The sequence below is a fragment of the Streptomyces sp. SGAir0957 genome, assembly GCF_043523415.1.
In genome coordinates this window covers 4446282-4465759 of sequence record NZ_CP027293.1, presented here as the reverse complement: position 1 = coordinate 4465759, position 19478 = coordinate 4446282, and the positions used below count along the sequence as shown (strand labels likewise).

22 protein-coding genes and 1 tRNA gene are annotated in these 19478 nt (G+C 71.8%); 17 read left to right on the top strand and 6 right to left on the bottom strand.

Annotation, left to right across the window (positions count from 1 at the left end):
• The first annotated feature begins 57 nt into the window (after window positions 1–57).
• On the top strand, window positions 58–735 hold the full coding sequence (locus C1N81_RS24830; protein WP_394432614.1) for a sensor domain-containing protein: 678 nt from the start codon (window positions 58–60) through the stop codon (window positions 733–735).
• Here C1N81_RS24830 and C1N81_RS24825 read toward each other — a convergent pair.
• Window positions 706–2631, bottom strand: coding sequence for a propionyl-CoA synthetase (locus tag C1N81_RS24825; RefSeq protein ID WP_394432612.1), 1926 nt, complete (start codon window positions 2629–2631; stop codon window positions 706–708). The two genes, C1N81_RS24830 and C1N81_RS24825, sit on opposite strands and share 30 nt — an antisense overlap.
• Before the next feature lie 184 nt (window positions 2632–2815).
• On the opposite strand from C1N81_RS24825, the gene C1N81_RS24820 reads away from it, so the two are divergent.
• Window positions 2816–4927, top strand: a complete 2112-nt coding sequence (locus C1N81_RS24820; RefSeq protein WP_394438203.1) for a TerD family protein — start codon at window positions 2816–2818, stop codon at window positions 4925–4927.
• A 29-nt stretch (window positions 4928–4956) separates the two neighbouring features.
• Here the strand turns inward: C1N81_RS24820 and C1N81_RS24815 are convergent, their stop codons facing one another.
• Entirely contained in the window at window positions 4957–5283 is a 327-nt protein-coding gene (locus C1N81_RS24815; RefSeq protein ID WP_394432611.1) for a cupin domain-containing protein, read from the bottom strand.
• Between the two features lie 86 nt (window positions 5284–5369).
• Entirely contained in the window at window positions 5370–6308 is a 939-nt protein-coding gene (locus C1N81_RS24810) for a LysR family transcriptional regulator (protein WP_394432609.1), read from the bottom strand.
• A 109-nt stretch (window positions 6309–6417) separates the two neighbouring features.
• Between C1N81_RS24810 and C1N81_RS24805 the strand changes: the two genes are divergently transcribed.
• A complete protein-coding gene (locus C1N81_RS24805) occupies window positions 6418–7179 on the top strand; it encodes a sulfite exporter TauE/SafE family protein (RefSeq protein WP_394432608.1) in 762 nt (253 codons plus the stop codon).
• Between the two features lie 61 nt (window positions 7180–7240).
• On the opposite strand, the gene C1N81_RS24800 is transcribed toward C1N81_RS24805, so the two are convergent.
• On the bottom strand, window positions 7241–9907 hold the full coding sequence (locus C1N81_RS24800; RefSeq protein ID WP_394432606.1) for a GNAT family N-acetyltransferase: 2667 nt from the start codon (window positions 9905–9907) through the stop codon (window positions 7241–7243).
• A gap of 191 nt (window positions 9908–10098) precedes the next feature.
• On the opposite strand from C1N81_RS24800, the gene C1N81_RS24795 reads away from it, so the two are divergent.
• From C1N81_RS24795 to C1N81_RS24780, 4 genes are all read left to right on the top strand, one after another.
• Entirely contained in the window at window positions 10099–10542 is a 444-nt protein-coding gene (locus C1N81_RS24795; protein WP_394432604.1) for a hypothetical protein, read from the top strand.
• Between the two features lie 97 nt (window positions 10543–10639).
• Window positions 10640–10798, top strand: a complete 159-nt coding sequence (locus tag C1N81_RS24790) for a hypothetical protein (protein WP_394432602.1) — start codon at window positions 10640–10642, stop codon at window positions 10796–10798.
• Between the two features lie 343 nt (window positions 10799–11141).
• Window positions 11142–11438 carry a type II toxin-antitoxin system VapB family antitoxin gene (locus C1N81_RS24785; RefSeq protein WP_003955420.1) on the top strand — a complete coding sequence of 99 codons (297 nt, stop codon included), beginning with the start codon at window positions 11142–11144 and terminating at the stop codon, window positions 11436–11438.
• Between the two features lie 112 nt (window positions 11439–11550).
• Window positions 11551–12204: a LytR C-terminal domain-containing protein gene (locus C1N81_RS24780; protein WP_394432599.1), complete on the top strand. Its 654-nt coding sequence runs from the start codon at window positions 11551–11553 to the stop codon at window positions 12202–12204.
• A gap of 102 nt (window positions 12205–12306) precedes the next feature.
• Here C1N81_RS24780 and upp read toward each other — a convergent pair whose 3' ends face one another.
• Entirely contained in the window at window positions 12307–12942 is a 636-nt protein-coding gene (gene upp / locus C1N81_RS24775; RefSeq protein ID WP_394432597.1) for a uracil phosphoribosyltransferase, read from the bottom strand.
• 113 nt (window positions 12943–13055) lie between these two features.
• On the opposite strand from upp, the gene C1N81_RS24770 reads away from it, so the two are divergent.
• From C1N81_RS24770 to C1N81_RS24730, 9 genes are all read left to right on the top strand, one after another.
• Complete coding sequence (locus C1N81_RS24770; RefSeq protein ID WP_394432596.1) at window positions 13056–13262, top strand: hypothetical protein; 207 nt, start codon at window positions 13056–13058, stop codon at window positions 13260–13262.
• Between the two features lie 224 nt (window positions 13263–13486).
• Window positions 13487–14053 carry a tRNA adenosine deaminase-associated protein gene (locus C1N81_RS24765; protein ID WP_394432594.1) on the top strand — a complete coding sequence of 189 codons (567 nt, stop codon included), beginning with the start codon at window positions 13487–13489 and terminating at the stop codon, window positions 14051–14053.
• A 112-nt stretch (window positions 14054–14165) separates the two neighbouring features.
• Window positions 14166–14624, top strand: coding sequence for a tRNA adenosine(34) deaminase TadA (gene tadA, locus C1N81_RS24760; protein WP_394438201.1), 459 nt, complete (start codon window positions 14166–14168; stop codon window positions 14622–14624).
• A gap of 10 nt (window positions 14625–14634) precedes the next feature.
• Window positions 14635–14719, top strand: a tRNA-Ser gene (locus tag C1N81_RS24755).
• Window positions 14720–14882: 163 nt separating this feature from the next.
• Window positions 14883–15071: a hypothetical protein gene (locus C1N81_RS24750; RefSeq protein ID WP_361076648.1), complete on the top strand. Its 189-nt coding sequence runs from the start codon at window positions 14883–14885 to the stop codon at window positions 15069–15071.
• Between the two features lie 61 nt (window positions 15072–15132).
• Window positions 15133–15426: a Dabb family protein gene (locus C1N81_RS24745; protein ID WP_394432592.1), complete on the top strand. Its 294-nt coding sequence runs from the start codon at window positions 15133–15135 to the stop codon at window positions 15424–15426.
• A 212-nt stretch (window positions 15427–15638) separates the two neighbouring features.
• The gene (locus C1N81_RS24740; RefSeq protein ID WP_394432591.1) at window positions 15639–16457 is read left to right on the top strand and encodes an RNA polymerase sigma factor SigF; all 819 of its coding nucleotides are present in this window, start codon (window positions 15639–15641) and stop codon (window positions 16455–16457) included.
• A gap of 246 nt (window positions 16458–16703) precedes the next feature.
• Window positions 16704–17627 carry an RNA polymerase sigma factor SigF gene (locus C1N81_RS24735; protein ID WP_394432589.1) on the top strand — a complete coding sequence of 308 codons (924 nt, stop codon included), beginning with the start codon at window positions 16704–16706 and terminating at the stop codon, window positions 17625–17627.
• A gap of 45 nt (window positions 17628–17672) precedes the next feature.
• Complete coding sequence (locus C1N81_RS24730) at window positions 17673–18524, top strand: hypothetical protein (protein ID WP_394432587.1); 852 nt, start codon at window positions 17673–17675, stop codon at window positions 18522–18524.
• A 22-nt stretch (window positions 18525–18546) separates the two neighbouring features.
• On the opposite strand, the gene C1N81_RS24725 is transcribed toward C1N81_RS24730, so the two are convergent.
• Window positions 18547–18759, bottom strand: coding sequence for a hypothetical protein (locus tag C1N81_RS24725; protein ID WP_394432585.1), 213 nt, complete (start codon window positions 18757–18759; stop codon window positions 18547–18549).
• A 195-nt stretch (window positions 18760–18954) separates the two neighbouring features.
• Here C1N81_RS24725 and C1N81_RS24720 point away from each other — a divergent pair, with 195 nt between their 5' ends.
• Complete coding sequence (locus C1N81_RS24720; protein WP_394432583.1) at window positions 18955–19461, top strand: MarR family winged helix-turn-helix transcriptional regulator; 507 nt, start codon at window positions 18955–18957, stop codon at window positions 19459–19461.
• Window positions 19462–19478: the final 17 nt, after the last annotated feature.

The following is a 19478-nucleotide window of genomic DNA, read 5'->3' as shown; positions in this document are numbered from 1 at the left end:
CCCGAAACCCCAAGCCGCCCCATGTCCCCGCCCTCCCCCGGACGGGACGCTGTAGTCATGACCTCGACGACGATGACCGCCCCGCCGCACGCCCCGGCCGCCTCCTTCTGGCGCGCGCCCTTCGCCCGTTCCACGTACCGCGAGATCGGGCACACGATCACCTCGCTGCCGGTGGCGGTCGCCGGGTTCGTGTTCTCCGTGACCATGGTCGTGCTGGGGCTGGGCACGCTCGTCGTCTGGGTCGGGCTGCCCGTGCTCGCCGCCGCGCTGGCCGGTGCGCGGGGGCTCGGCGCCGCCGAACGGAGCCGGGCCCGCGCCCTCCTCGGCCTGGATGTCTTCGGCCCGCGGAGCGCCCCCGCGCCCGGTCTGCGCGGCCGGCTCGCGGACGGTGCCGGGTGGAAGGCGCTGCTGTTCCACACGGTGATGTTCCCGTGGCGGGTGCTGTCGTTCGTGGTCTCCGTGACGTTCCTGGTCACGGGGTGGGCCGTCGCGCTGTTCCCGGCGTACTCCTGGGTGTTCCACCGCTACCTGGACTGGCCCGGCTACCGCGTCTACGACTTCACGACCGACGCGGGCGTCCACCACGCCTACTACATCGAGTCGCCCGCGCAGGTCGCCGGCGTCTCGGCGATCGGGTTCGTGCTCGTCTTCCTGACGCCGCTGCTCGTGCGCGGGCTCACCAATGTCGACCGTGTCGCGATCCGCTCACTGCTCTCCGCCGCCTCCCCCAAGTGAGCGGCCGCGCGTGAGCACCGGGCGCAGGGCGTCGAGCACGGTCGCGTCGTCGACCGTCGACGGCACGGGTTCGTCGAGGCCGTCCGCGATGCCCCGCATCGTCCTGCGCAGGATCTTCCCGGAGCGCGTCTTGGGCAGCGCGGCGACCACCGTGACGTCCTTGAGCGAGGCGACGGCGCCGATCCGGTCCCGTACGAGGCGCACCAGTTCGGCCTCGACGGCCGCCGCGTCCGCCTCTACGCCCGCCTTCAGCACCACCAGGCCCCTCGGCACCTGCCCCTTCAGCGCGTCGGTCACGCCGATCACGGCGCACTCGGCGACCGCGGGGTGGGCGGCCAGGGCCTCCTCCATGGTGCCGGTGGAGAGGCGGTGGCCCGCCACGTTGATCACGTCGTCGGTGCGGCCCATGACGAAGACGTAGCCGTCCTCGTCGATGTGGCCGCCGTCGCCGGTCAGGTAGTACCCGTCGTACGCGGAGAGGTAGGAGGCGACGAAGCGCTCGTCGTCGTTCCAGAGGGTGGGGAGGGAGCCCGGCGGCATCGGGAGCTTGACGACGATCGCCCCGTCCTCGCCCGCCGGGGCCTCCTTGCCGGACGCGTCCAGGACCCGTACGTCCCAGCCGGGGAGCGGATAGGTGGCGGAGCCCGGTTTCACGGGGGCCGTCTCGATGCCGACCGGGTTGGCGACGATGGGCCAGCCCGTCTCGGTCTGCCACCAGTGGTCGACGACCGGAACGCCCAGCAGGTCGCTCGCCCAGTGGTGGGTCTCCGGGTCGAGGCGCTCCCCGGCCAGGAAGAGGTGGGTGAGGCGGCTGAGGTCGTAGCGCCGCGCCAGCTCCCCCTCCGGATCCACCTTCTTGATCGCCCGGAACGCGGTCGGCGCCGTGAACAGCGCTTTCACCCCGTACGCCTCGGCCACCCGCCAGAACTGGCCCGCGTCCGGTGTCCCGACCGGCTTGCCCTCGTACAGGACGGTCGTCGCGCCCGCGAGGAGCGGACCGTAGACGATGTACGAGTGGCCGACGACCCAGCCCACGTCCGACGCCGTGAACATCACCTCGCCCGGTCCGACGTCGTACACGGCCTCCATGGACCAGCGCAGCGCGACCGCGTAGCCGCCGCAGTCGCGGACGACGCCCTTCGGTTTTCCGGTGGTGCCGGACGTGTAGAGGATGTAGAGCGGGTCGGTCGCCGCGACGGGCACGGGCGCCGCCGGGCTGTCGGCCGCCGCGCGCATCGCCTCTTGCCAGTCGAGGTCGCGCGGCCCCAAGTCGGCTGCGGCCTGCGGGCGTTGCAGGATGACGCACGCGTCGGGTTTGTGGGTCGCCAGTTCGACGGCCTGGTCGAGGAGCGGCTTGTACGGGATCACCCGCGCCCCCTCCACCCCGCAGGACGCCGAGACGACGACCTTCGGCGCCGCGTCGTCGATGCGCACGGCCAGCTCGGGCGCCGCGAACCCGCCGAACACCACGGAGTGCACCGCCCCGATCCGCGCGCACGCCAGCATCGCGACGACCGCCTCCGGCACCATCGGCATGTAGACGACGACGCGGTCGCCCTTCCCGACCCCGAGCCGGAGGAGCGCCCCGGCGAAGGTGGCGACCTCGGACGTCAACTCGGCGTAGCTGTAGGTGCGTTGGGTGCCCGTCACGGGGGAGTCGTGGATCAGCGCCGCTTGGTCTCCGCGTCCGGCCGCCACGTGCCGGTCGAGGGCGTTGTGGCAGACGTTGAGGCGCCCGTCCGGGAACCACCCGTAGAACGGCGCCCGCCCCGCGTCCAGCGCCCGCGCGGGCACCACGTCCCAGTCGACCGCCCCGGCGGCGGCCAGCCAGAACCCCTCGGGATCCACCGTGCTCGCCCGGAAGACTTCCTCGTACGACGTACCGAACGGCCTCATCCGCACTCCTGCGCTGTCATGTGTGGCACACGGCTCTCGGACGAGACTCCCAGCAACCGATACTTGGTCAAGACCTGATTCCGTCCTTCACAACACCTCCTCAGATGACCGCTTTGAGCGCTACGGTGCCGCATATGCACCGCGTTCATGCTGCGGTGATGCGCGAGGGGGTTACGTGTACGAGATGTCCAAAGGGGCCAACGTCGGTCTGGCGTCCTTAGGAGAGTCCACGGGTTCGGTCACTGTGAGCCTGAGCTGGAGCAGCTCGTCGGGGGACGGGGACGCGGACGTCTCCGTGCTTCTGCTCGGCCCGGACGACAAAGTCCGCAGCGACGACGACTTCTACTTCTACAACCACCCGTCGGCGGCCGACGGGACGGTCCATCTGCTCGGCAAATCGCCCACGGGAGACGGCAGCGAGGACCGGATCGGCCTCGACCTCGCCGCGATGTCCCCCGACGTGTCCCGCATCGTCGTAGCGGCGAGTCAGTACGGCTCCACCGTCTTCGGTGATCTGGACGACCTTCGCCTGACGCTTTCCGACCGGTCGGGCGAGACGCTTATCGGCTTCTCCATCACTGACGCGAGCGTCGAGACGGCCTTCGTGTTCGGCGAGTTGTACCGGCGAGCGGGTGAGTGGAAGTTCCGGGCCGTCGGGCAGGGTTACGAGACGGGGCTCGCGGGCCTCGCCACCGACTTCGGGATCGCCATCGTCGACGACGCGGACAGCGACACCGACGACACCGGCACCGGCTCCGACACGACGAGCGAGATCGCTACTGCGGGCCGCACCGACACGGACGCCCCCGCGAGTGAGACGCAAGCGCCCGGCGCCGCACCCGCCGCCGACGAGGCGTCCGCGCTGCCGGGCGGACAGTCGCCGATGGCGGCCATGCCCGCGCAGCCGGGACCGGTCGACGAGCCGGCGGCCCCGGCCGCTCCTCCTCGCAAACGCACGGCCCGTACGGCGAAGAAGAAGGTCACGCTGCCCAGGACGGCCAAGAAGTCCCTGGCGGAGAACGACGCGTGGAAGCCCGCGCGGCTCTTTCCCGTTCCGTCCTTCAAGAGCGACAAGGAGCGGGAGGTCCGTGCGACCTCGGTACTGCTGGCCGTGATGGAGCAGGTCCCGGAGTTCGGACGCAGGCTGATGGCCGGTTTCGGCGCACCGGCCGGACGGATGCAGACGTTCGTCGAGGTCTCGATGCCCAACGGGGATTCCCCGAAGCGTCCGGACGGCGTGATCCGGGTGGAGCGCGCGGGCAGGCTGTGGACGGCGCTGCTCGAGACGAAGACCAACGGGAATCCGCTGAAGACCGAGCAGGTCCAGAGTTACGTCGACATCGCCGCGCGCCGTGGGTACGAAGCGGTCATCACGCTGTCCAACGACGTGGCCCTGGAAGGCAGCCCTCTGGTCGACGTCAAGATCGACGGCCGCCGCAAGCACAAGGTGTCCCTCTGGCATCTGTCATGGGCCGAGGTGGCGCACGTGGCCCAGATGCTCATCCGTCATGAAGGCGTGGCGAACGCGGCACATGCCTGGCTGCTGCAAGAGCTTCTGTACTACCTGCAGCACGACAACTCCGGTTGCCACGGCTTCCAGAACATGGGGCCGACGTGGCTGCCGGTACGCAGCGCCATCGATTCGGAGACCCTCTGCCAAGGAGACCCGCGCTCGGTCGAGGTCGTCGAGAGCTGGGAGCGGCTGATCCGGCAGGTCTGTCTGCGCCTAGGCGGAGAGCTCGGGCAGAAGGCGCTCCCCGTACAACGCAGCAGGCGCGGCAGTGATCCGCAGGCCCGGCGGACGGCGCAGGCGGACCGGCTCTGCGAGGAAGGACGTCTTACGGCGGAGCTGCGCGTGGACGGAGCGCCCGGCATCCTGACGATCACCGCGGACTTGCGGACGGGCAAGTTGCGGACATCGGTCGACGTGGACCCACCCGAGGGCAGCTATCCGTTGTCCTCCGCGAAGCGGCTGGTCAGGGCGCTGGCGCAGGCTCCTGCGGATCTGCACGTGGAGACGTTGACCGACGCAGGGGGCGGCCCGCGCAGCACTCTGGAACGGCTGCGTCCGGAGCCCGGGGACCTGCTGCCCAAGGACGGGGCCGCCATCACGGGGTTCCGGCTGTCCCTCTTCAAGAGTGCGGGCGGAGCCCGGGGCAACGCAGAGTCCGGGTTCATCCGCAGTGTCGACGACTCCGTGGACCGCTTCTACGGGACCGTGGTCACGCACCTCGCCGAACTGGACCGCCGCACAGGGCGACGGCCGCGGACGACCGCATCGTCGGTTCCCGCCTGACAGGCCGTACGACCGGCGCGCCCGTCCGGTCAGGCCATCACCGCGGTCAACAGCACCACCGCATCCGTCAGCGCGAGCAGCCCATGGCGTTCCTGCGGTACGGCGCGGAGTTCGTTCTGGGTGAGTTCCGCGTCGCCGGAGACCGCGGTGAGGCGGACGCGGCCGCGCAGGACGAGGAGGGTGGCGGCCTGCGGGGTGTTGTGTTCCTCCAGGGCGCTGCCCTCGGTCAGCGCGATGACGCTCTGGCGCAGGGGGTCCTCGCGGACGAGGACTTCGGCGCTGCGGCCGTGGGCGTCGCGGTGGGCGGCGGCTAGGTGCTCGTCGGCCAGGGCGGGTAGGTCGTAGGTCGTCGTCATGGGGCAAGGGTGGACCGGACGGGCGCGGAGCGCGACGTGGCGTCAGCCGATCGGTTCAGGCCTCGCCGCGGGAGCGCGACGTGGCGTCAGCCGATCGGTTCCGGCCCCGTCGGGCGGCGTCCCGGGCGGCGTCCCGGGCAGTTCTCGTGCACCGTGTCCGCGAACGCCCTGGCCGGCGGGGGGAGCGCGGACCAGCGGCGGGTCGCCCAGCCGACCTGGAGAGGGGGGAGGGCGGGGACCGGGAGCAGGGTGAGGGTGGTGTGGGAGGAGCTGCGCAGGCCCGGGAGGTCGGGGACCAGGGCGTGGCCGAGGCCCAGTTCGGCCAGGTGGACGGCGGTGTCCCAGTCGGCGATCCCGGTGCCGGAGGCGGGGCCCTTGCCGAGGCCCAGGTCGGCGAAGTGGGTGTCGAGGTGGGCGCGGGACGTCGCGTGCGCGGGCGGGAGGATCAGCTGGGCCGAGGCTTCCAGGTCGTCGGGGGTGGCCGTCGCCTTCGCCGCGAGGGCGTCGTCCTCGTTCACCGCGAGCACCCAGGGCAGCTCCACGACGGGGCGTAGTTCGATGCCGCGTTCCGGTGGGCCCATGGTGATCCATGCCAGGTCGAGGTCGTGCGCGGCGAGCGCCTCGAAGCAGCTGCGGCTGGAGCTGACCGTCTGGAACTCCAGGCCGACCTGCGGGTGCGTGCGGCGGAACACGACGATCGCCGCCGCCATGAAGTGGCGTACGGACGTGGCGCCGGTCGCGACCCGTACCGAGCCGCTCTCGCCGCGCGCCAGGTCGTCGAGGCGGCGCAGCGCCTGGTCGAGGGCGCCGAGGCCGTCGGCGGCGGCGGCGCGCAGGATGCGGCCCGCGGGGGTGGGCACGACTCCGCGCGCGTGCCGTTCGACGAGGCCGATGCCGACCTCCTTCTCCAGCCGTTTGACGTGCTGGCTGACCGCGGACTGCGTACAGGAGAGCTCGCGGGCGACGGCGCTGAGACTGCCCGCGCGGCAGACGGCGACGAAGACGCGGAGGTCGTCGAGGGTCACGGCAGCCCAAGCTACCGCTTGGGCCGGGGCAAGGGGACCCGAGGATTGACTGGGGGGAGGGCGGGGAGCACGATCGCATCCGGGTCGATCATCAAGTGCCGGAGGGCTCGTGGACGTCGTGGAGGCCGTGGCCATCGGGGGCGCCGGAATCGCCGCGGGCGGCATGAACGCCGTCGTCGGGTCCGGGACACTGATCACCTTTCCGACGCTGCTGGCCTTCGGCTACCCGGCGGTCCTCGCCAATGTCTCCAACAATGTCGGGCTCGTGCCGGGCGTGCTCAGCGCCGCCTACGGCTACCGGCGCGAACTGCGCGGCCAGCGCCGCCGTCTGCTGCGGTTCGGCGCCGCATCGCTGCTGGGCGGGCTCGTGGGCGCCCTGCTCCTGCTGCGGCTCCCGGACGCCGCGTTCCGCGCCGTCGTGCCGGTCCTGATCCTGACCGCCTGCGTCCTCGTCCTGCTCCAGCCGCGCCTGAACCGCTGGATGCGGAACCGGCGGCAGGCGGACGCGCGGGCCGACGGCGGGGTCCCCATGTGGCTGGGCGTCCTCGGCACCGGCGTCTACGGCGGCTACTTCGGCGCGGCCCAGGGCGTCCTGCTCATGGGCATGTTCGGCGCTGTCCTCCGCGACGACCTGCAGCGCCTGAACGCCGCCAAGAACGTCCTCGCCACGCTGGTCAACGGCGTCGCCGCGATCGTCTTCGTCATCGCCGCCGACATCGACTGGACAGTGGCCGCACTCATCGCCGCCGGATCCACGGTGGGCGGCCTGCTCGGCGCCCGGCTCGGGCGGCGGCTGCCGCCGGCCGTGATGCGCGCGGTCATCGTCACGGTCGGGGTGACGGCCTCGGTGCTCTTGATCGTCCGCTCGTAGGAGCCGCCGGGCACCGAGACCCGCCCCAGGCGTTTCAGCGGCTGTAACGCTCCACGGCATTTCAGCGGCTGTAGAACCCCAGCTGCGCCCGCTTCTCCGCCAGCCGCACCTCCGGCAGATCGATCTCCGGCAGCACGATCTCCCCGGTGAACTCGAACCCCGCGCGCCGGAACAGCGCGATCGCCTTGTCGTTGCACGCGTCCGGTTCCACCACGAGCCGCTTGCGGCCGAGCCCGTCGAGCCCGTACGCGAGGAACACGCGCACCAGCGTCTCGGTGAACCCGTGCACGGCGCCGTCCTTCCCGGCCGGGCCGACCAGCAGATGTACGCCGAGGTCGCCGTCGCGCACCTCGTAGCACTCGCTGACCCGGTCGGCCTCGGGCTCGTACGTCTGGAACAGGGCGACGGGCGTGCCGTCGAGCCGGACGAGCCAGGCGTGGTGGGTGTCGAGGGAGTCGAGGTGCGCGTAGATCTCGCGGACCTCCTCGCGGCCGAGGCCGGTCATGCCCCAGAACCGGGCGCGCTCCTCGCTCACCCAGGAGTGCAGGACGTCGATGTCGGCGCCGGCCGGGTCGAGGCGCGCGATCCGGAACGTGCCGAACCCCTCGACGCTCTCCTCGTACGCGACGGTCGTGGCGGGCAGTGCTTCGGTCACGGGGCGCGGCTCCTTGGTCAGGCGGTCGAAATCGGTGACGACGGGCGCCAGTTCGCCGCGCAGCCACAGCGGCAACTGGTCTTGGTGGTGCGCGGCGCCGGGCGCCCCGGACGCGCCGAGCGGCACGATCCAGCGGCTGTCGTCGCGCCGGGCGAGGTCCCACACGTAGCGGGCGGCGGGCCCGCGCGCGCTGAGGTCGGTCAGCCCCGGCACGCTCGACGTCGACAGGACGCAGTCGTGGTCGCCGTCGAGGCCGGGCCACCCGGCGTCGGGGTCCGGCAGCGCCTGCCAGGGAGCGAGCCGGTGCAGTTCGCCCCAGGTGACCTCCGGGTCGTCGACCGCCTCCTCGACGGCTTCCCGGACGGCGGCGAGGCGGTCCTCGTACGGCAGCCAGTCACCGGCCAGCAGGTGTTCCAGGGCGAACGCGACCCGGGGCACGAGCGCCAGCCACGGCCGGAACACCTCGGGGTAGGCGGGGGTGAGGGCGGTGAGGGGCGCGAACCGTTCGTGCTGGGCGAGCCGCCGCACCACGCGCGAGCGCACGCGCGCGTAGGTGGCCGCCCGCACACTGCCGGCCACCATGCGGCGGTCCCAGTTGAGCAGGCGCTCGCGCAGCGCGGAGGCCGCAGGGGAGAGGCCGTCGAGCCGTGCCACCAGTGCAAGGAGGGGCTTGGAGGACGCCAGTTCCGTGTCGGTGTGCACGCGGCTCATGTCCTCGGCCCGCCAGGCCCCCTGCTCGCCGAGCAGCTCGCGGATGCGCCGCGCACGGTGGGGCGGGGCGAACTCGATACCGAGCGGGGCGGCGAGCGAGCGCTCGTTGGCCATGACGGCGATCCCGTCGACCCCGGCGCGCGGCAGGGGCTCGTACCGGCCGCGCCACGCGTACCGCTCCTCCCAGGCGGGCACCACGCGGAGCATGTTCTCCGGGTCGCGTACGGGAACGGTGCCCGCGACGCGGTGCAGCAGGCCGCCTTCGGTGTCGGCGGCGAGGACGACGTTGACGGGTTCGGCCCAGCGGTCGAAGGCGCGGTCGACGTCGGCGACGGTGCGGGCCCGCAGCAGTGCGGGCAGTGCGGAGAACCCCAGGTCCTCGTAGACGCGCGCGGGCTGGCGCAGGCTGATGCCCGCGCCCTCACCGTCGACGCCTGCGCCGTGGTCCGGGCCGCCGATGACGACGACCCCGCGCCCGGTCTCGACGACCTCGACGCCGTCCTCCGTGTGCGCGTGGGCGGCCTGCCAGCCGTCGGGGCCGTACGCCTCCACGCCGCCGTCCGCCGTGCGCCGCAGCCGCTCGCGGTACAGGTCCTGGTAGTCGGCCATGGCGTTGGTGATGGCCCAGGCGACAGGACCGGCGTGCCCGAAGTGGCCGATGCCGGGGACGCCGGGCACGGCGAGGCCGACCACGTCGAACTCCGGGCAGGCGAGCCGTATTTGCTGGTAGACGCCCGGGTCCTCGATGAAGCGGTGCGGGTCCCCGGCGATCAGCGCGCCGCCGCCGTCGGCGTGGGCCGCGTCGACGAGCCAGCCGTTGCTCCCCACGGTGGCGGGCCCGTCGGTGGCGAACAGGTGGACGGTGTCCGCGCCGAGCCGCCGCGCGACCTCGTCCCGCCACAGCTTCGCGGGGAACCCGGCGAACAGGACGTGCGTCGACAGCCACACCCCGAGCGGGGTCCACGGCTCCCAGCTACCGGGGGCGAGCCGGACGCGCGCGAACTCCGGTGCGTTCGCGCCCCGTTCGCGCAGGCCGTGGTTGACGCCGTCGACGTATGCGGTGACCCACGCGCGCGTGCCCTCCTCCAGCGCGTCGAAGCAGCGCCGCGCGGTGTCGGCGAGCCGCGCCTGCCGCGCGAACACGTCCCAGGCGCGGGCCTCGGGGCCGAGCGCCCCGGCCGAGGTGCCGAGGAGCCGGTGCCGCTCGACCTCCAGCTGCCAGGCACGGTCGACGGCGGTCACGTAGCCCTGCGCGTACGCGAGCGACGAGGCATCGCCCGCTCTCAGGTGCGGGATGCCCCACGCGTCGCGGAAGACCTCGAAGTCCGCCACGCCCGGTGCGCCGACGACGGTCACGGCCACGCGTCCTCCACTCGCTCTCCACAATTCGTTAGGGGACCCAAACCTAGATCGCGCCGGAGTCGGAGGGGCGGACCGATGAGGACCGGCCAATTCCGCTCCGCCGTCAAAGCGACGCGCCGTGCTTAGCCCATGCGGACGGATCTGAGGGACCCGGCGCAGGTCACGGCCGGGACCGGGGGACAAGACCCCGTATGAGCGCCGCCACGTCCGTCCCGCACCCCGGGACGACCGCGGGCCCGTGCCCACCGTGCCCCCGGCGGGAACGGGCCGGGGCCCGCACGCTCAAGCCCCCACTCACGCCCCCACTCGCACCCTCCCTCACGGCCCTGCTCGTTCTTCTGCTCGCCCCTCTGCTCGTCCTCGTGCTCGCCGTGCCGGCCGCGCCGCTCGCCGCGACGCCGGCGCAGGCCGCGACCCCGCTCCCGGCCGCCGCGTCCCCCCTCGAACCCGGCGAACTCCACCAGGACGCCCCCGAGGCGACCCTCCGCCTCCCGACGGGCCACCCGACGCGCCTGCCCAGGGACCGGCGCCCCCGCCCGTACGCGCCGGGGCCGACGACCCCGGCCACCGGCCCCGCCGAACAGCTCACGCCCCCGTCCCACCGCGCCCTGCGCACCGTCGTCCTGCGCTGCTGACGGCCACCGGACCGGCCGCCTCGTACCGAGCCGCCGCCCGAACCGGACGCACCGCACAAGCACGACCTCCGCAGGACACGGAAGGACACCCCCCCACATGCCCAAGGACCCGTACGCGCTGCTGCGCGCCCTCGTACGCGCGGAAGCGGCCCGCGACAGCCGCGCCCGCAAGGCGTCGCCGCGCGAGAAGACCGCCCCGCCTCCGATGGGCCCGGTCCGCGCGCAAGCCGCACCGCAGGACGACACCGACCGGTGAAGGACGGCGGGGGAGGCGGGAAGAGCGCCGGGCAGGGCCCCTCCCACCGCCGGGAGGAGTGCCTCCCGGCGCGGGGAGGAATGCCTCCCGCCGCCGGGAGGCCGCCCCTCCCGCCTCCACCCGTCAACCTCGCGCCCCTCGCTCCCCCGGACGAGCCCTTGCCCCGCGCCCCCGAGCATCGGAGACCGCGGCCCGCACGGCGGCGGCCCGCACGGCGCCTGATTCCGGCCCTCGTTCCGGGCGGCCGCCTTCCCGGTTCGCACCGTTTGCTACGGGTATTTACCGGACTCGTCCTGCGTCTCCATGGCTGCGCCCGGCGAGCCCGGCCCGGTAGGCTTTCCGTGTGATCTTCAAGCGCATCGGAAACGGCCGGCCGTACCCCGACCACGGCCGGGAAAGCACCCGGCAGTGGGCGGATGTCGCGCCGCGCCCGGTCCGCCTCGATCAGCTGGTGACGACCAAGGGGCAGCTCGACCTCGAGACGCTGCTCGCCGAGGACTCCACGTTCTACGGCGACCTCTTCGCGCACGTCGTGAAGTGGCAGGGCGACCTCTACCTGGAGGACGGCCTGCACCGCGCGGTCCGCGCCGCGCTCCAGCAGCGCCAGGTGCTGCACGCCCGCGTCCTCGAACTGGGCTGACGCCGCACGCCTGTCCGGTCACCGGTCCCGCATTGGCCCTTTTGGGTTGGCCTGGGCCCCGGGCGGTGATCATTTAATAGGCATCACCGCCGCTCCGCACTACGCTGCGCTCATGAGCATGCTCACTCCCCCCGGCATGGGCGGCAAGTACCGCATCACGGGGGACAAGTACCCCCGGATGCGCCGCGGTCGCCCGCGCGGCAGGATCGTGCTCGCCGTCGTCGCGTCCGTCGCCGTGCTCGGTCTGATCGGCTGGGGATCCCTCCAGCTCGTGGACGTCTTCACCGGCGGCGGCAAGGCCAAGGCCGCGGGCGCCGCCCCCGCCGACTGCGCGAAACGGCCGGAAGCGTCCGCCGCCCCCACCGCGCCCGCGGGCACGAAGCCGCCCGCCCCGAAGCAGATCAAGGTGAACGTCCTCAACGCCACGCCGCGCGGCGGCCTGGCGAAGAAGACCGCCGACGAGCTGAAGAAGCGCGGCTTCACCATCGGGGACGTGGGCAACGCGACGAAGGAGTACGACAAGAAGGTCAAGGGCGTCGGACTGCTGCTCGGCGCCAAGGCGGCGAGCGACGCGGCGCTCCCGGTGCTCGGCACGCAGCTGGCCGGCGCCGAGCAGAGGACCGACACCCGCGCCAAGCCCACCGAGGTCGACCTGATCATCGGCTCCGCGTTCAAGTCCCTCGCCCCGAAGCCGGCGGCGGACAAGGCGCTGAAGGCCCTGAACGCCCCGAAGCCCGCACCGTCGTCCTCCCCGACCTGCTCATAGAGGTAGGCGGGGGACGGCACGAGCGACCACGAAAAAGCCGCGGCCGCGACTGCTCAGCGATGGGCAGACGCGTCCGCGGCTTCTGTCTTTCGGAGGGGGCTGCTATTCAGCCGCCCCGTACATACGGTCACCCGCGTCGCCGAGGCCCGGCACGATGTACCCGCTCTCGTTGAGCCGCTCGTCGACCGACGCGGTCACCACGGTCACCGGCGTCCCCGCCAGCTCCCGCTCCATGATCTCGACGCCCTCGGGCGCGGCGAGAAGCACCACGGCGGTGACGTCGTCCGCACCGCGCTTGATGAGCTCCTGGATCGCCGCGACGAGCGTGCCGCCCGTGGCGAGCATCGGGTCGAGGACGTAGACCTGGCGGCCGGACAGGTCGTCCGGCATCCGGGTGGCGTACGTGGAGGCCTGCAGCGTCTCCTCGTTGCGCACCATGCCGAGGAAGCCGACCTCGGCGGTCGGAAGGAGCCGGACCATGCCGTCGAGCATGCCGAGACCGGCGCGCAGGATCGGCACCACCAGCGGGCGCGGGTACGACAGCTTCACGCCCGTCGTCCGCGCGACGGGGGTGTCGATGTCGACCTGCTCGGTGCGCACGTCCCGGGTCGCCTCGTACGCGAGCAGGGTGACCAGCTCGTCGGCGAGGCGCCGGAAGGTCGGGGAGTCGGTGCGCTTGTCGCGCAGCGTGGTGAGTTTGTGCGCCACCAGCGGGTGGTCGACGACGTGGATCCGCATGTCCTCAACAGTAACCGGGGCCCGGGCCCCGGGGCTCCCCCGCGCGGTGGCATCAACCGCGTTGACCGGGGGAAAGTGGAGAGAACGCGAGGGACTGGGGTGGTGGTGCGGCGATGCCCGACGAGGAACGGCAGGGACGGCCCGGCGTGCAGGCGGTGCCCGGGGAGCCCGCGGAGTCGGACGCCGAACGCAGGCGCAGGCGCGCCGTGTTCCTGCGCGAACTGACCGAGGCGCGCGAGCTGCGCGCCCGTGTCCAGCCGCGACGCGCGCGGGCCGCACGGATGCGCCGCCAGATGCGGATGCGCACGTTTCGGTGGTGACGCCCGCGTTTCGCCGGTGACACACAGGTGACGTACAGGTGACCGGGCTCACATCGGACCCTCCTGATCGGGGCGCGACGCGAACACAGCGCGCGGAAGACCTCTCTTGGAGCCCGACTTTCTGCCACGATTCCGAGTGGGCGGGGCTTGAACTGCACTCCCCGCCGCCAAGACTCCGCCGGGGGGACCCCCGACCGGCACCTGAGACCAGTGGGAGAGTCACGGTGTACTTCGCCGCACTGCTCGCGCGCACCGAAGACGGGTGGGAAGCGAGCGACACAGAGCTCGACGACGTGGAGACCCTGTCGGACCTGTCCGATCTGGCCCGCGAGGCGTTGGCAGCGACCGACGCCGAGGACGACACCGTCCTCGTCTTCATCGAACAGGAGGACGCGTGGTTCGGCGTCGTCCGGGTGGACGGCGAGGACGACCCTCGCATCTTCATCTCGGACGCGGCGGCCGCCGCCCGCAGCAGCTACGGCGAGATCCTGCTCACCGACGAGCTGCTCGGCAAGGATCCGGACGCCGCCGACGACGATCTGGACTCCCTCGACCTGGACGGCACGGAGGACGGCGAGTCCAAGGCGGCCGACGACGGCGACGAGGACGATGCCGACGGCAGCGGCGGCGCGGGCGCAGAGGCCGTGCCCGCCGGACCGCTCGGCGACACCGGGATCCTCGCCGACCTCGGCTTCCCCGAGAAGGAACTGCTCGCGCTCGACGGGTCGGACGCGCTCAGCGAGATCGCGGACGCGCTCGGGGCGGCGGAGGTGCTCGAGACGGTGCGCTGAGCGGAGGGGGCCCGCGGGCGGGGTTACATTCCTGCCCGTGACGTCCCCCGTACCCCCCGAGTCCTCTCGGCCCCCCGAGTTCGATCCCGTACGAGACCCCTGGCGGCCGGTGATGCGGCAGGCCCTGGCCGAGGCCGGGCTCGCCGCGGCCGCCGGTGACGTGCCGGTCGGCGCCGTGCTGCTCGCGCCGGACGGCACGACCGTGCTCGCCACCGCGCACAACGAGCGCGAGCTGACCGGCGACCCCACCGCCCACGCCGAGGTCCTCGCGATCCGGCGGGCGGCGCGGGTGCTCGGCGAGTGGCGGCTGACCGGCTGCACGCTCGTCGTCACGCTCGAGCCGTGCACCATGTGCGCGGGCGCCGTCGTCCAGTCCCGCCTCGACCGCGTCGTCTACGGGGCCCGCGACGAGAAGGCCGGCGCGGCCGGTTCGCTGTGGGACGTGATCCGCGACCGGCGCCTCAACCACCGGCCCGAAGTCGTGGCAGGAGTGCTCGCCGAGGAGTGCGCCGAACCCCTCACGCGCTTCTTCCGCGATACCGATTTCGATCCACGGCCCACCTTGGGCTAGAGTTCCTCTCGGTAGCGTGTCCGAGCGGCCGAAGGAGCTCGCCTCGAAAGCGAGTGTGGGGAAACTCACCGAGGGTTCAAATCCCTCCGCTACCGCTGACAACGCCCCTCTTCCACGGGTCTACCGAGGAAGAGGGGCGTTCTGCATGTCCCGCGCAGGTTTCGTGGATGTTGGTTCTCATGTTCCTCGGTGTGAACAAGTGACCGAGATAGACTCGCGCCCGGCCACAGAGGCAACAGACGTGGCACAGGCGCGGGCATGGGGAGGCCGAACGTAGTGCAGCCGAAGAAGATAGGTCTGTTCGTCGTGGTCGTCTTCGTGCTCTACGTGATCATCACCGACCCCGCCAAGGCCGCCGACTACGTGCAGATAGGGTTCGAGGGCGTCTCGACCGCCGCGCAGTCCGTCGGCGACTTCATGACCTGGGTCGCCAACGGCGGCAAGTAGGCGAAGCGGCCCCGAGCCCAGCCAGCCACGCGCCCTTCAGGTCCTTCAGGAGAGCACAGCCGTGATCCGCCACCTGGTCCTCTTCAAGCTCAACGACGGTGTGAGCCGTGACGAATCGCGCGTCGCCGAGGGCGTCGCGGCCTTCCGCGCACTGGGCGGTCAGATCCCCGAGCTGACGTTCTGGGAGTGCGACTGGAACATCACCGACCGCCCCATCGCCTACGACTTCGCGATCAACTCGGCGGTCGAGGACACCGACGCCCTGAAGCGGTACCTCGAACACCCCGCGCACCAGGCGGGCGTGGCCCTGTGGCGCACGTTCGCCACCTGGGTGATCGCCGACTACGAGTTCTGAGCCGGCGCGGCAGACAAGCTCGTACGGCCAAACGGCCCCTCGCTGTGGCAGCGGGGGGCTTTTTCACGTCCTCATCCGGAACTGTCCCAACTTGCCCTGCAACACGTAGTTATAAGGTGCTTGCACACAGTGCTCATGTGTTGTGATGCTATGACCGCTTTTGATCAATGAGTTGACGGATGAGCTGACGAACACAGCTGACGAATACAGAGGTGGGGTTGACCGTGCCGGCCAGTACTGCGCCTCAGGCGCCGCCCGCGAAGTCCACGCGCGGTGCCGACACGCGGGCCCTCACGCAGGTCCTCTTCGCGCAGCTCGAGAACCTTCCGCCGGGCAGCCCCGAGCACTCCCGGGTGCGCGGCGCGCTCATCGAGGCCAATCTGCCGCTCGTGCGCTACGCGGCGGCCCGCTTCCGCAGCCGCAACGAGCCGATGGAGGACGTCGTCCAGGTCGGCACGATCGGGCTGATCAACGCCATCGACCGGTTCGACCCGGAGCGCGGCGTGCAGTTCCCTACCTTCGCGATGCCGACCGTCGTCGGCGAGATCAAGCGGTACTTCCGCGACAACGTGCGGACCGTGCACGTGCCGCGCCGCCTGCACGAGCTGTGGGTGCAGGTGAACGCCGCCAGCGAGGACCTGACCACCGCCTTCGGCCGCTCCCCCACCACCGGTGAGATCGCCGAACGCCTGCGCATCCCCGAGGAGGAGGTGCTCGCCTGCATCGAGGCCGGGCGCTCCTACCACGCGACGTCCCTGGAGGCCGCGCAGGAAGGGGACGGGATGCCAGGGCTCCTCGACCGGCTCGGCTACGAGGACCCCGAACTCGACGGCGTCGAACACCGCGACCTCGTCCGGCACCTCCTCGTCCAGCTCCCCGAGCGCGAGCAGCGGATCCTGCTCCTGCGCTACTACAGCAATCTGACCCAGTCGCAGATCAGCGCCGAACTGGGTGTCTCCCAGATGCATGTGTCAAGGCTCCTCGCCCGCAGCTTCGCCCGACTACGATCCGCAAACAGGATCGATGCGTAGCTGGAACGGGTAGACCGACTCAGCGGGGTTTTTCCGACAGAAACCCCGCCCACTTTGGCCACACCCCCTGCGTCCTGCGGCGATTCGTCCCTTCCATGTCGACATGTCACTACAGCGTGTTGCCGACATGTGACATTCTGCTGGAACGGCGTTTGGCGCGGCTCCACGTCCGGTATTCAGGTGGAGGCTGCGCTCTTACCTGACGGGAGCGTCCGCCGCGACCGTCCGCGACCTCAAGGGGGTGGCATGTCCGCAGACCAGGGCAGCTCGAAGGTGCTCACGCTCCCGCCCGGTGTGTCCGACGACGCGACAGCGTCGACGACCACCGCGCCGATCGACTCCCCGCCCGCCGAGGTGGCAGAGGTGACGGAGGCGCCGGAGCAGGCCGTGTCCTCGGTGTCGTCCGCCTCCATCGACACCCGCACCCTGTCCCGCTCCCTGTTCCTGCGCCTGGCCGCGCTGGACGAGAACAGCCCCGAGCGGGCCTACGTCCGCGACACCCTGATCGAGCTGAACCTGCCGCTCGTCCGGTACGCGGCAGCCCGCTTCCGCAGCCGCAACGAGCCGATGGAGGACATCGTCCAGGTCGGCACGATCGGCCTGATCAAGGCGATCGACCGGTTCGACTGCGAGCGCGGCGTCGAGTTCCCGACGTTCGCGATGCCGACCGTCGTCGGCGAGATCAAGCGCTTCTTCCGGGACACGTCCTGGTCGGTGCGGGTCCCCCGGCGCCTCCAGGAGCTGCGGCTCGCGCTCACCAAGGCGTCCGACGAGCTCGCGCAGAAGCTGGACCGCTCGCCCACCGTCCCCGAACTCGCCGCGGTGCTCGGCGTCTCGGAGGAGGACGTGGTCGACGGCCTGGCGGTGGGGAACGCGTACACGGCGTCCTCCCTGGACTCCCCGGCCCCCGAGGACGACGGCGGCGAGGGCTCCCTCGCGGACCGGCTCGGCTACGAGGACACGGCGCTCGAAGGCGTCGAGTACCGGGAGTCCCTCAAGCCGCTCCTCGCCAAGCTGCCGCCGCGCGAGCGCCGGATCATCATGCTGCGGTTCTTCGCGAACATGACGCAGTCGCAGATCGGCGAGGAGGTCGGCATCTCGCAGATGCACGTCTCCCGGCTGCTCACCCGGACCCTGGCCCAGCTGCGTGACGGCCTGATCGCGGACTGACACCGCTCCCTTCACAATTGACGGAGCGTCAGACACACTGGCGCGATGGTGCGGACCTGGGTGCGAGGGCGTCGTGGGGCGGCGGTGGGCGCCGCCTGCGCCACGGTGGCCTGTCTCGGCGCCGTCGCCGCGTTCGGCGGGGGCGCCGGCCCCGAGGGGTACGTCGCCGTGGGCACGGGCGGCGGCACACAGTCGCCGAGCACCGCGCCCAGCGGTGAGGTCCGGCTCGTACCCCTGGACCCGGACGGGACCGACCCGCCACGGCAGTCACCCACCCGACCGCCCGGGCCGACCGGATCACCGGATGCGGAGGAGGCCACGTCGACCGGGGGCGGGGCTACGGGGCCAGGGTCGTCCGGCGACGGACCGGCGGGCCGGGACCGCGGCTCGGCCACGGGGCAGGACACCGCTCGGGGCACCGGTCCGGGCGGCGCCGACGAGGGCACCCGTACGGGCTCGGGCAGTGGCGGTGGCTCGGGCAGTAACAGTGGCGGTGGCTCCGGCACCGGCACCGGCGCAGGACCCGCTCAGGGCACGACAGCTCCCGCCCCGCCCGGCACCTCGGCGCCCGCCAGCCCCGCCGCGCCGGGCCCCGCGGCCCTGAACGTGGGCGACCCCGTCCTTCAGGACGCCGACAAGCGCTGGTGCCAGAAGGTGACGCTGGCGCTGCGCAACTCCGGGGGCAGCGCGGTGCGTTCGGGCACGGTGACGTTCAGGACGCACATCATCGGCTCGCTCGGGGTCGACTGGGCGACCATCGCGTCCACGGAGAAACTCCCCGTGCCCATCGGCGCCGGGGAGGAGAAGAAGAAGACGTGGACCGTGTGTGTGGAGTCCTGGCGGGTCCCGCTGGGGATGCACGTCGAGACCCGCGACGTCTCCGTCGACTGGAAATAAGGGGCGTTGCGGAGAAGAGGCGTTACTTCAGCGCCAGCCACGCCACCGCGGCGACCACGACGACCGCCACCACGATGCCGATGATCACGCCGACGCCGGGGCCGGACTTCACCGGGGCCGCCTGCGCGCGCACGGTGGGGGTACCGCCCTCGTCGACGAAGGCGCGGAACATCTGGGTGGAGCCCGCGGGGTCGTAGTTGCCTTCGGGGTTCGGGCCCTGGGGGTTGTTTGCCATGGGCCAGGACCCTAGCGAATCGGCGCGACGGGCGCCACAGTCCGCCTGCGGCCCACATGAGCTGCGCCTTTACAACCGCAAGCATTGCTCTTTGCCGTCATTTTATCTTCCTACGTCCCTTTTAGTTTGCCTGCGGCAACCAACTGGTTCTATGGTTGCCCTAAGCAACGAATAACATCCTGGTCAGGAGGTGCTGTGGCCGAACCGCGTCACTACGACGAGCTGGCCCGTCAGCTCAGTGCCTTCGGCGCAGTCAAAAGGGATATGGCACGCATCCTGCCGCCCGAATGCCCGGCCGGTTCGGCCGCCGTCCTCACCCTGCTCAAGCGGTACGGGGACATGCGCATGAGCAGGCTGGCCGAGCTCCTCGCGGTGGACATGTCCGTGGCGAGCCGCCACGTGGCCCACACCGCCGACCGCGGCTGGATCGAGCGTCGCCCCGACCCCGCCGACAAACGTTCGCGCATCCTTACCCTCACCGCGGAGGGGAACGCGCAGATGGACGACCTGAACGTCCGGACGACCGAGCTGCTCGCCGACCGGCTGAGCGACTGGTCGGACGACGAGGTCAACCAGTTGATCACCCTCATGACGCGCCTGCGCGACAGCTTCGGGGACTGCCGGACGACGGCGTCCCGCACCCAGCTCCCCGTCGCCGCGCAGCCCGCGGCGTCGGTGCAGACCACCCGTACACCCGCGTAAACGTAAGAAAAGGAATC

Coding starts and splice junctions, on each gene's coding strand:
- C1N81_RS24830 (WP_394432614.1), top strand. CDS start 58: ATGACCTCGACGACGATGACCGCCCCGCCGCACGCCCCGGCCGCCTCC.
- C1N81_RS24825 (WP_394432612.1), bottom strand. CDS start 2,631: ATGAGGCCGTTCGGTACGTCGTACGAGGAAGTCTTCCGGGCGAGCACG.
- C1N81_RS24820 (WP_394438203.1), top strand. CDS start 2,816: ATGTCCAAAGGGGCCAACGTCGGTCTGGCGTCCTTAGGAGAGTCCACG.
- C1N81_RS24815 (WP_394432611.1), bottom strand. CDS start 5,283: ATGACGACGACCTACGACCTACCCGCCCTGGCCGACGAGCACCTAGCC.
- C1N81_RS24795 (WP_394432604.1), top strand. CDS start 10,099: ATGAGCGCCGCCACGTCCGTCCCGCACCCCGGGACGACCGCGGGCCCG.
- C1N81_RS24790 (WP_394432602.1), top strand. CDS start 10,640: ATGCCCAAGGACCCGTACGCGCTGCTGCGCGCCCTCGTACGCGCGGAA.
- C1N81_RS24780 (WP_394432599.1), top strand. CDS start 11,551: ATGAGCATGCTCACTCCCCCCGGCATGGGCGGCAAGTACCGCATCACG.
- upp (WP_394432597.1), bottom strand. CDS start 12,942: ATGCGGATCCACGTCGTCGACCACCCGCTGGTGGCGCACAAACTCACC.
- C1N81_RS24770 (WP_394432596.1), top strand. CDS start 13,056: ATGCCCGACGAGGAACGGCAGGGACGGCCCGGCGTGCAGGCGGTGCCC.
- tadA (WP_394438201.1), top strand. CDS start 14,166: ATGCGGCAGGCCCTGGCCGAGGCCGGGCTCGCCGCGGCCGCCGGTGAC.
- C1N81_RS24750 (WP_361076648.1), top strand. CDS start 14,883: ATGGGGAGGCCGAACGTAGTGCAGCCGAAGAAGATAGGTCTGTTCGTC.
- C1N81_RS24735 (WP_394432589.1), top strand. CDS start 16,704: ATGTCCGCAGACCAGGGCAGCTCGAAGGTGCTCACGCTCCCGCCCGGT.
- C1N81_RS24730 (WP_394432587.1), top strand. CDS start 17,673: ATGGTGCGGACCTGGGTGCGAGGGCGTCGTGGGGCGGCGGTGGGCGCC.
- C1N81_RS24725 (WP_394432585.1), bottom strand. CDS start 18,759: ATGGCAAACAACCCCCAGGGCCCGAACCCCGAAGGCAACTACGACCCC.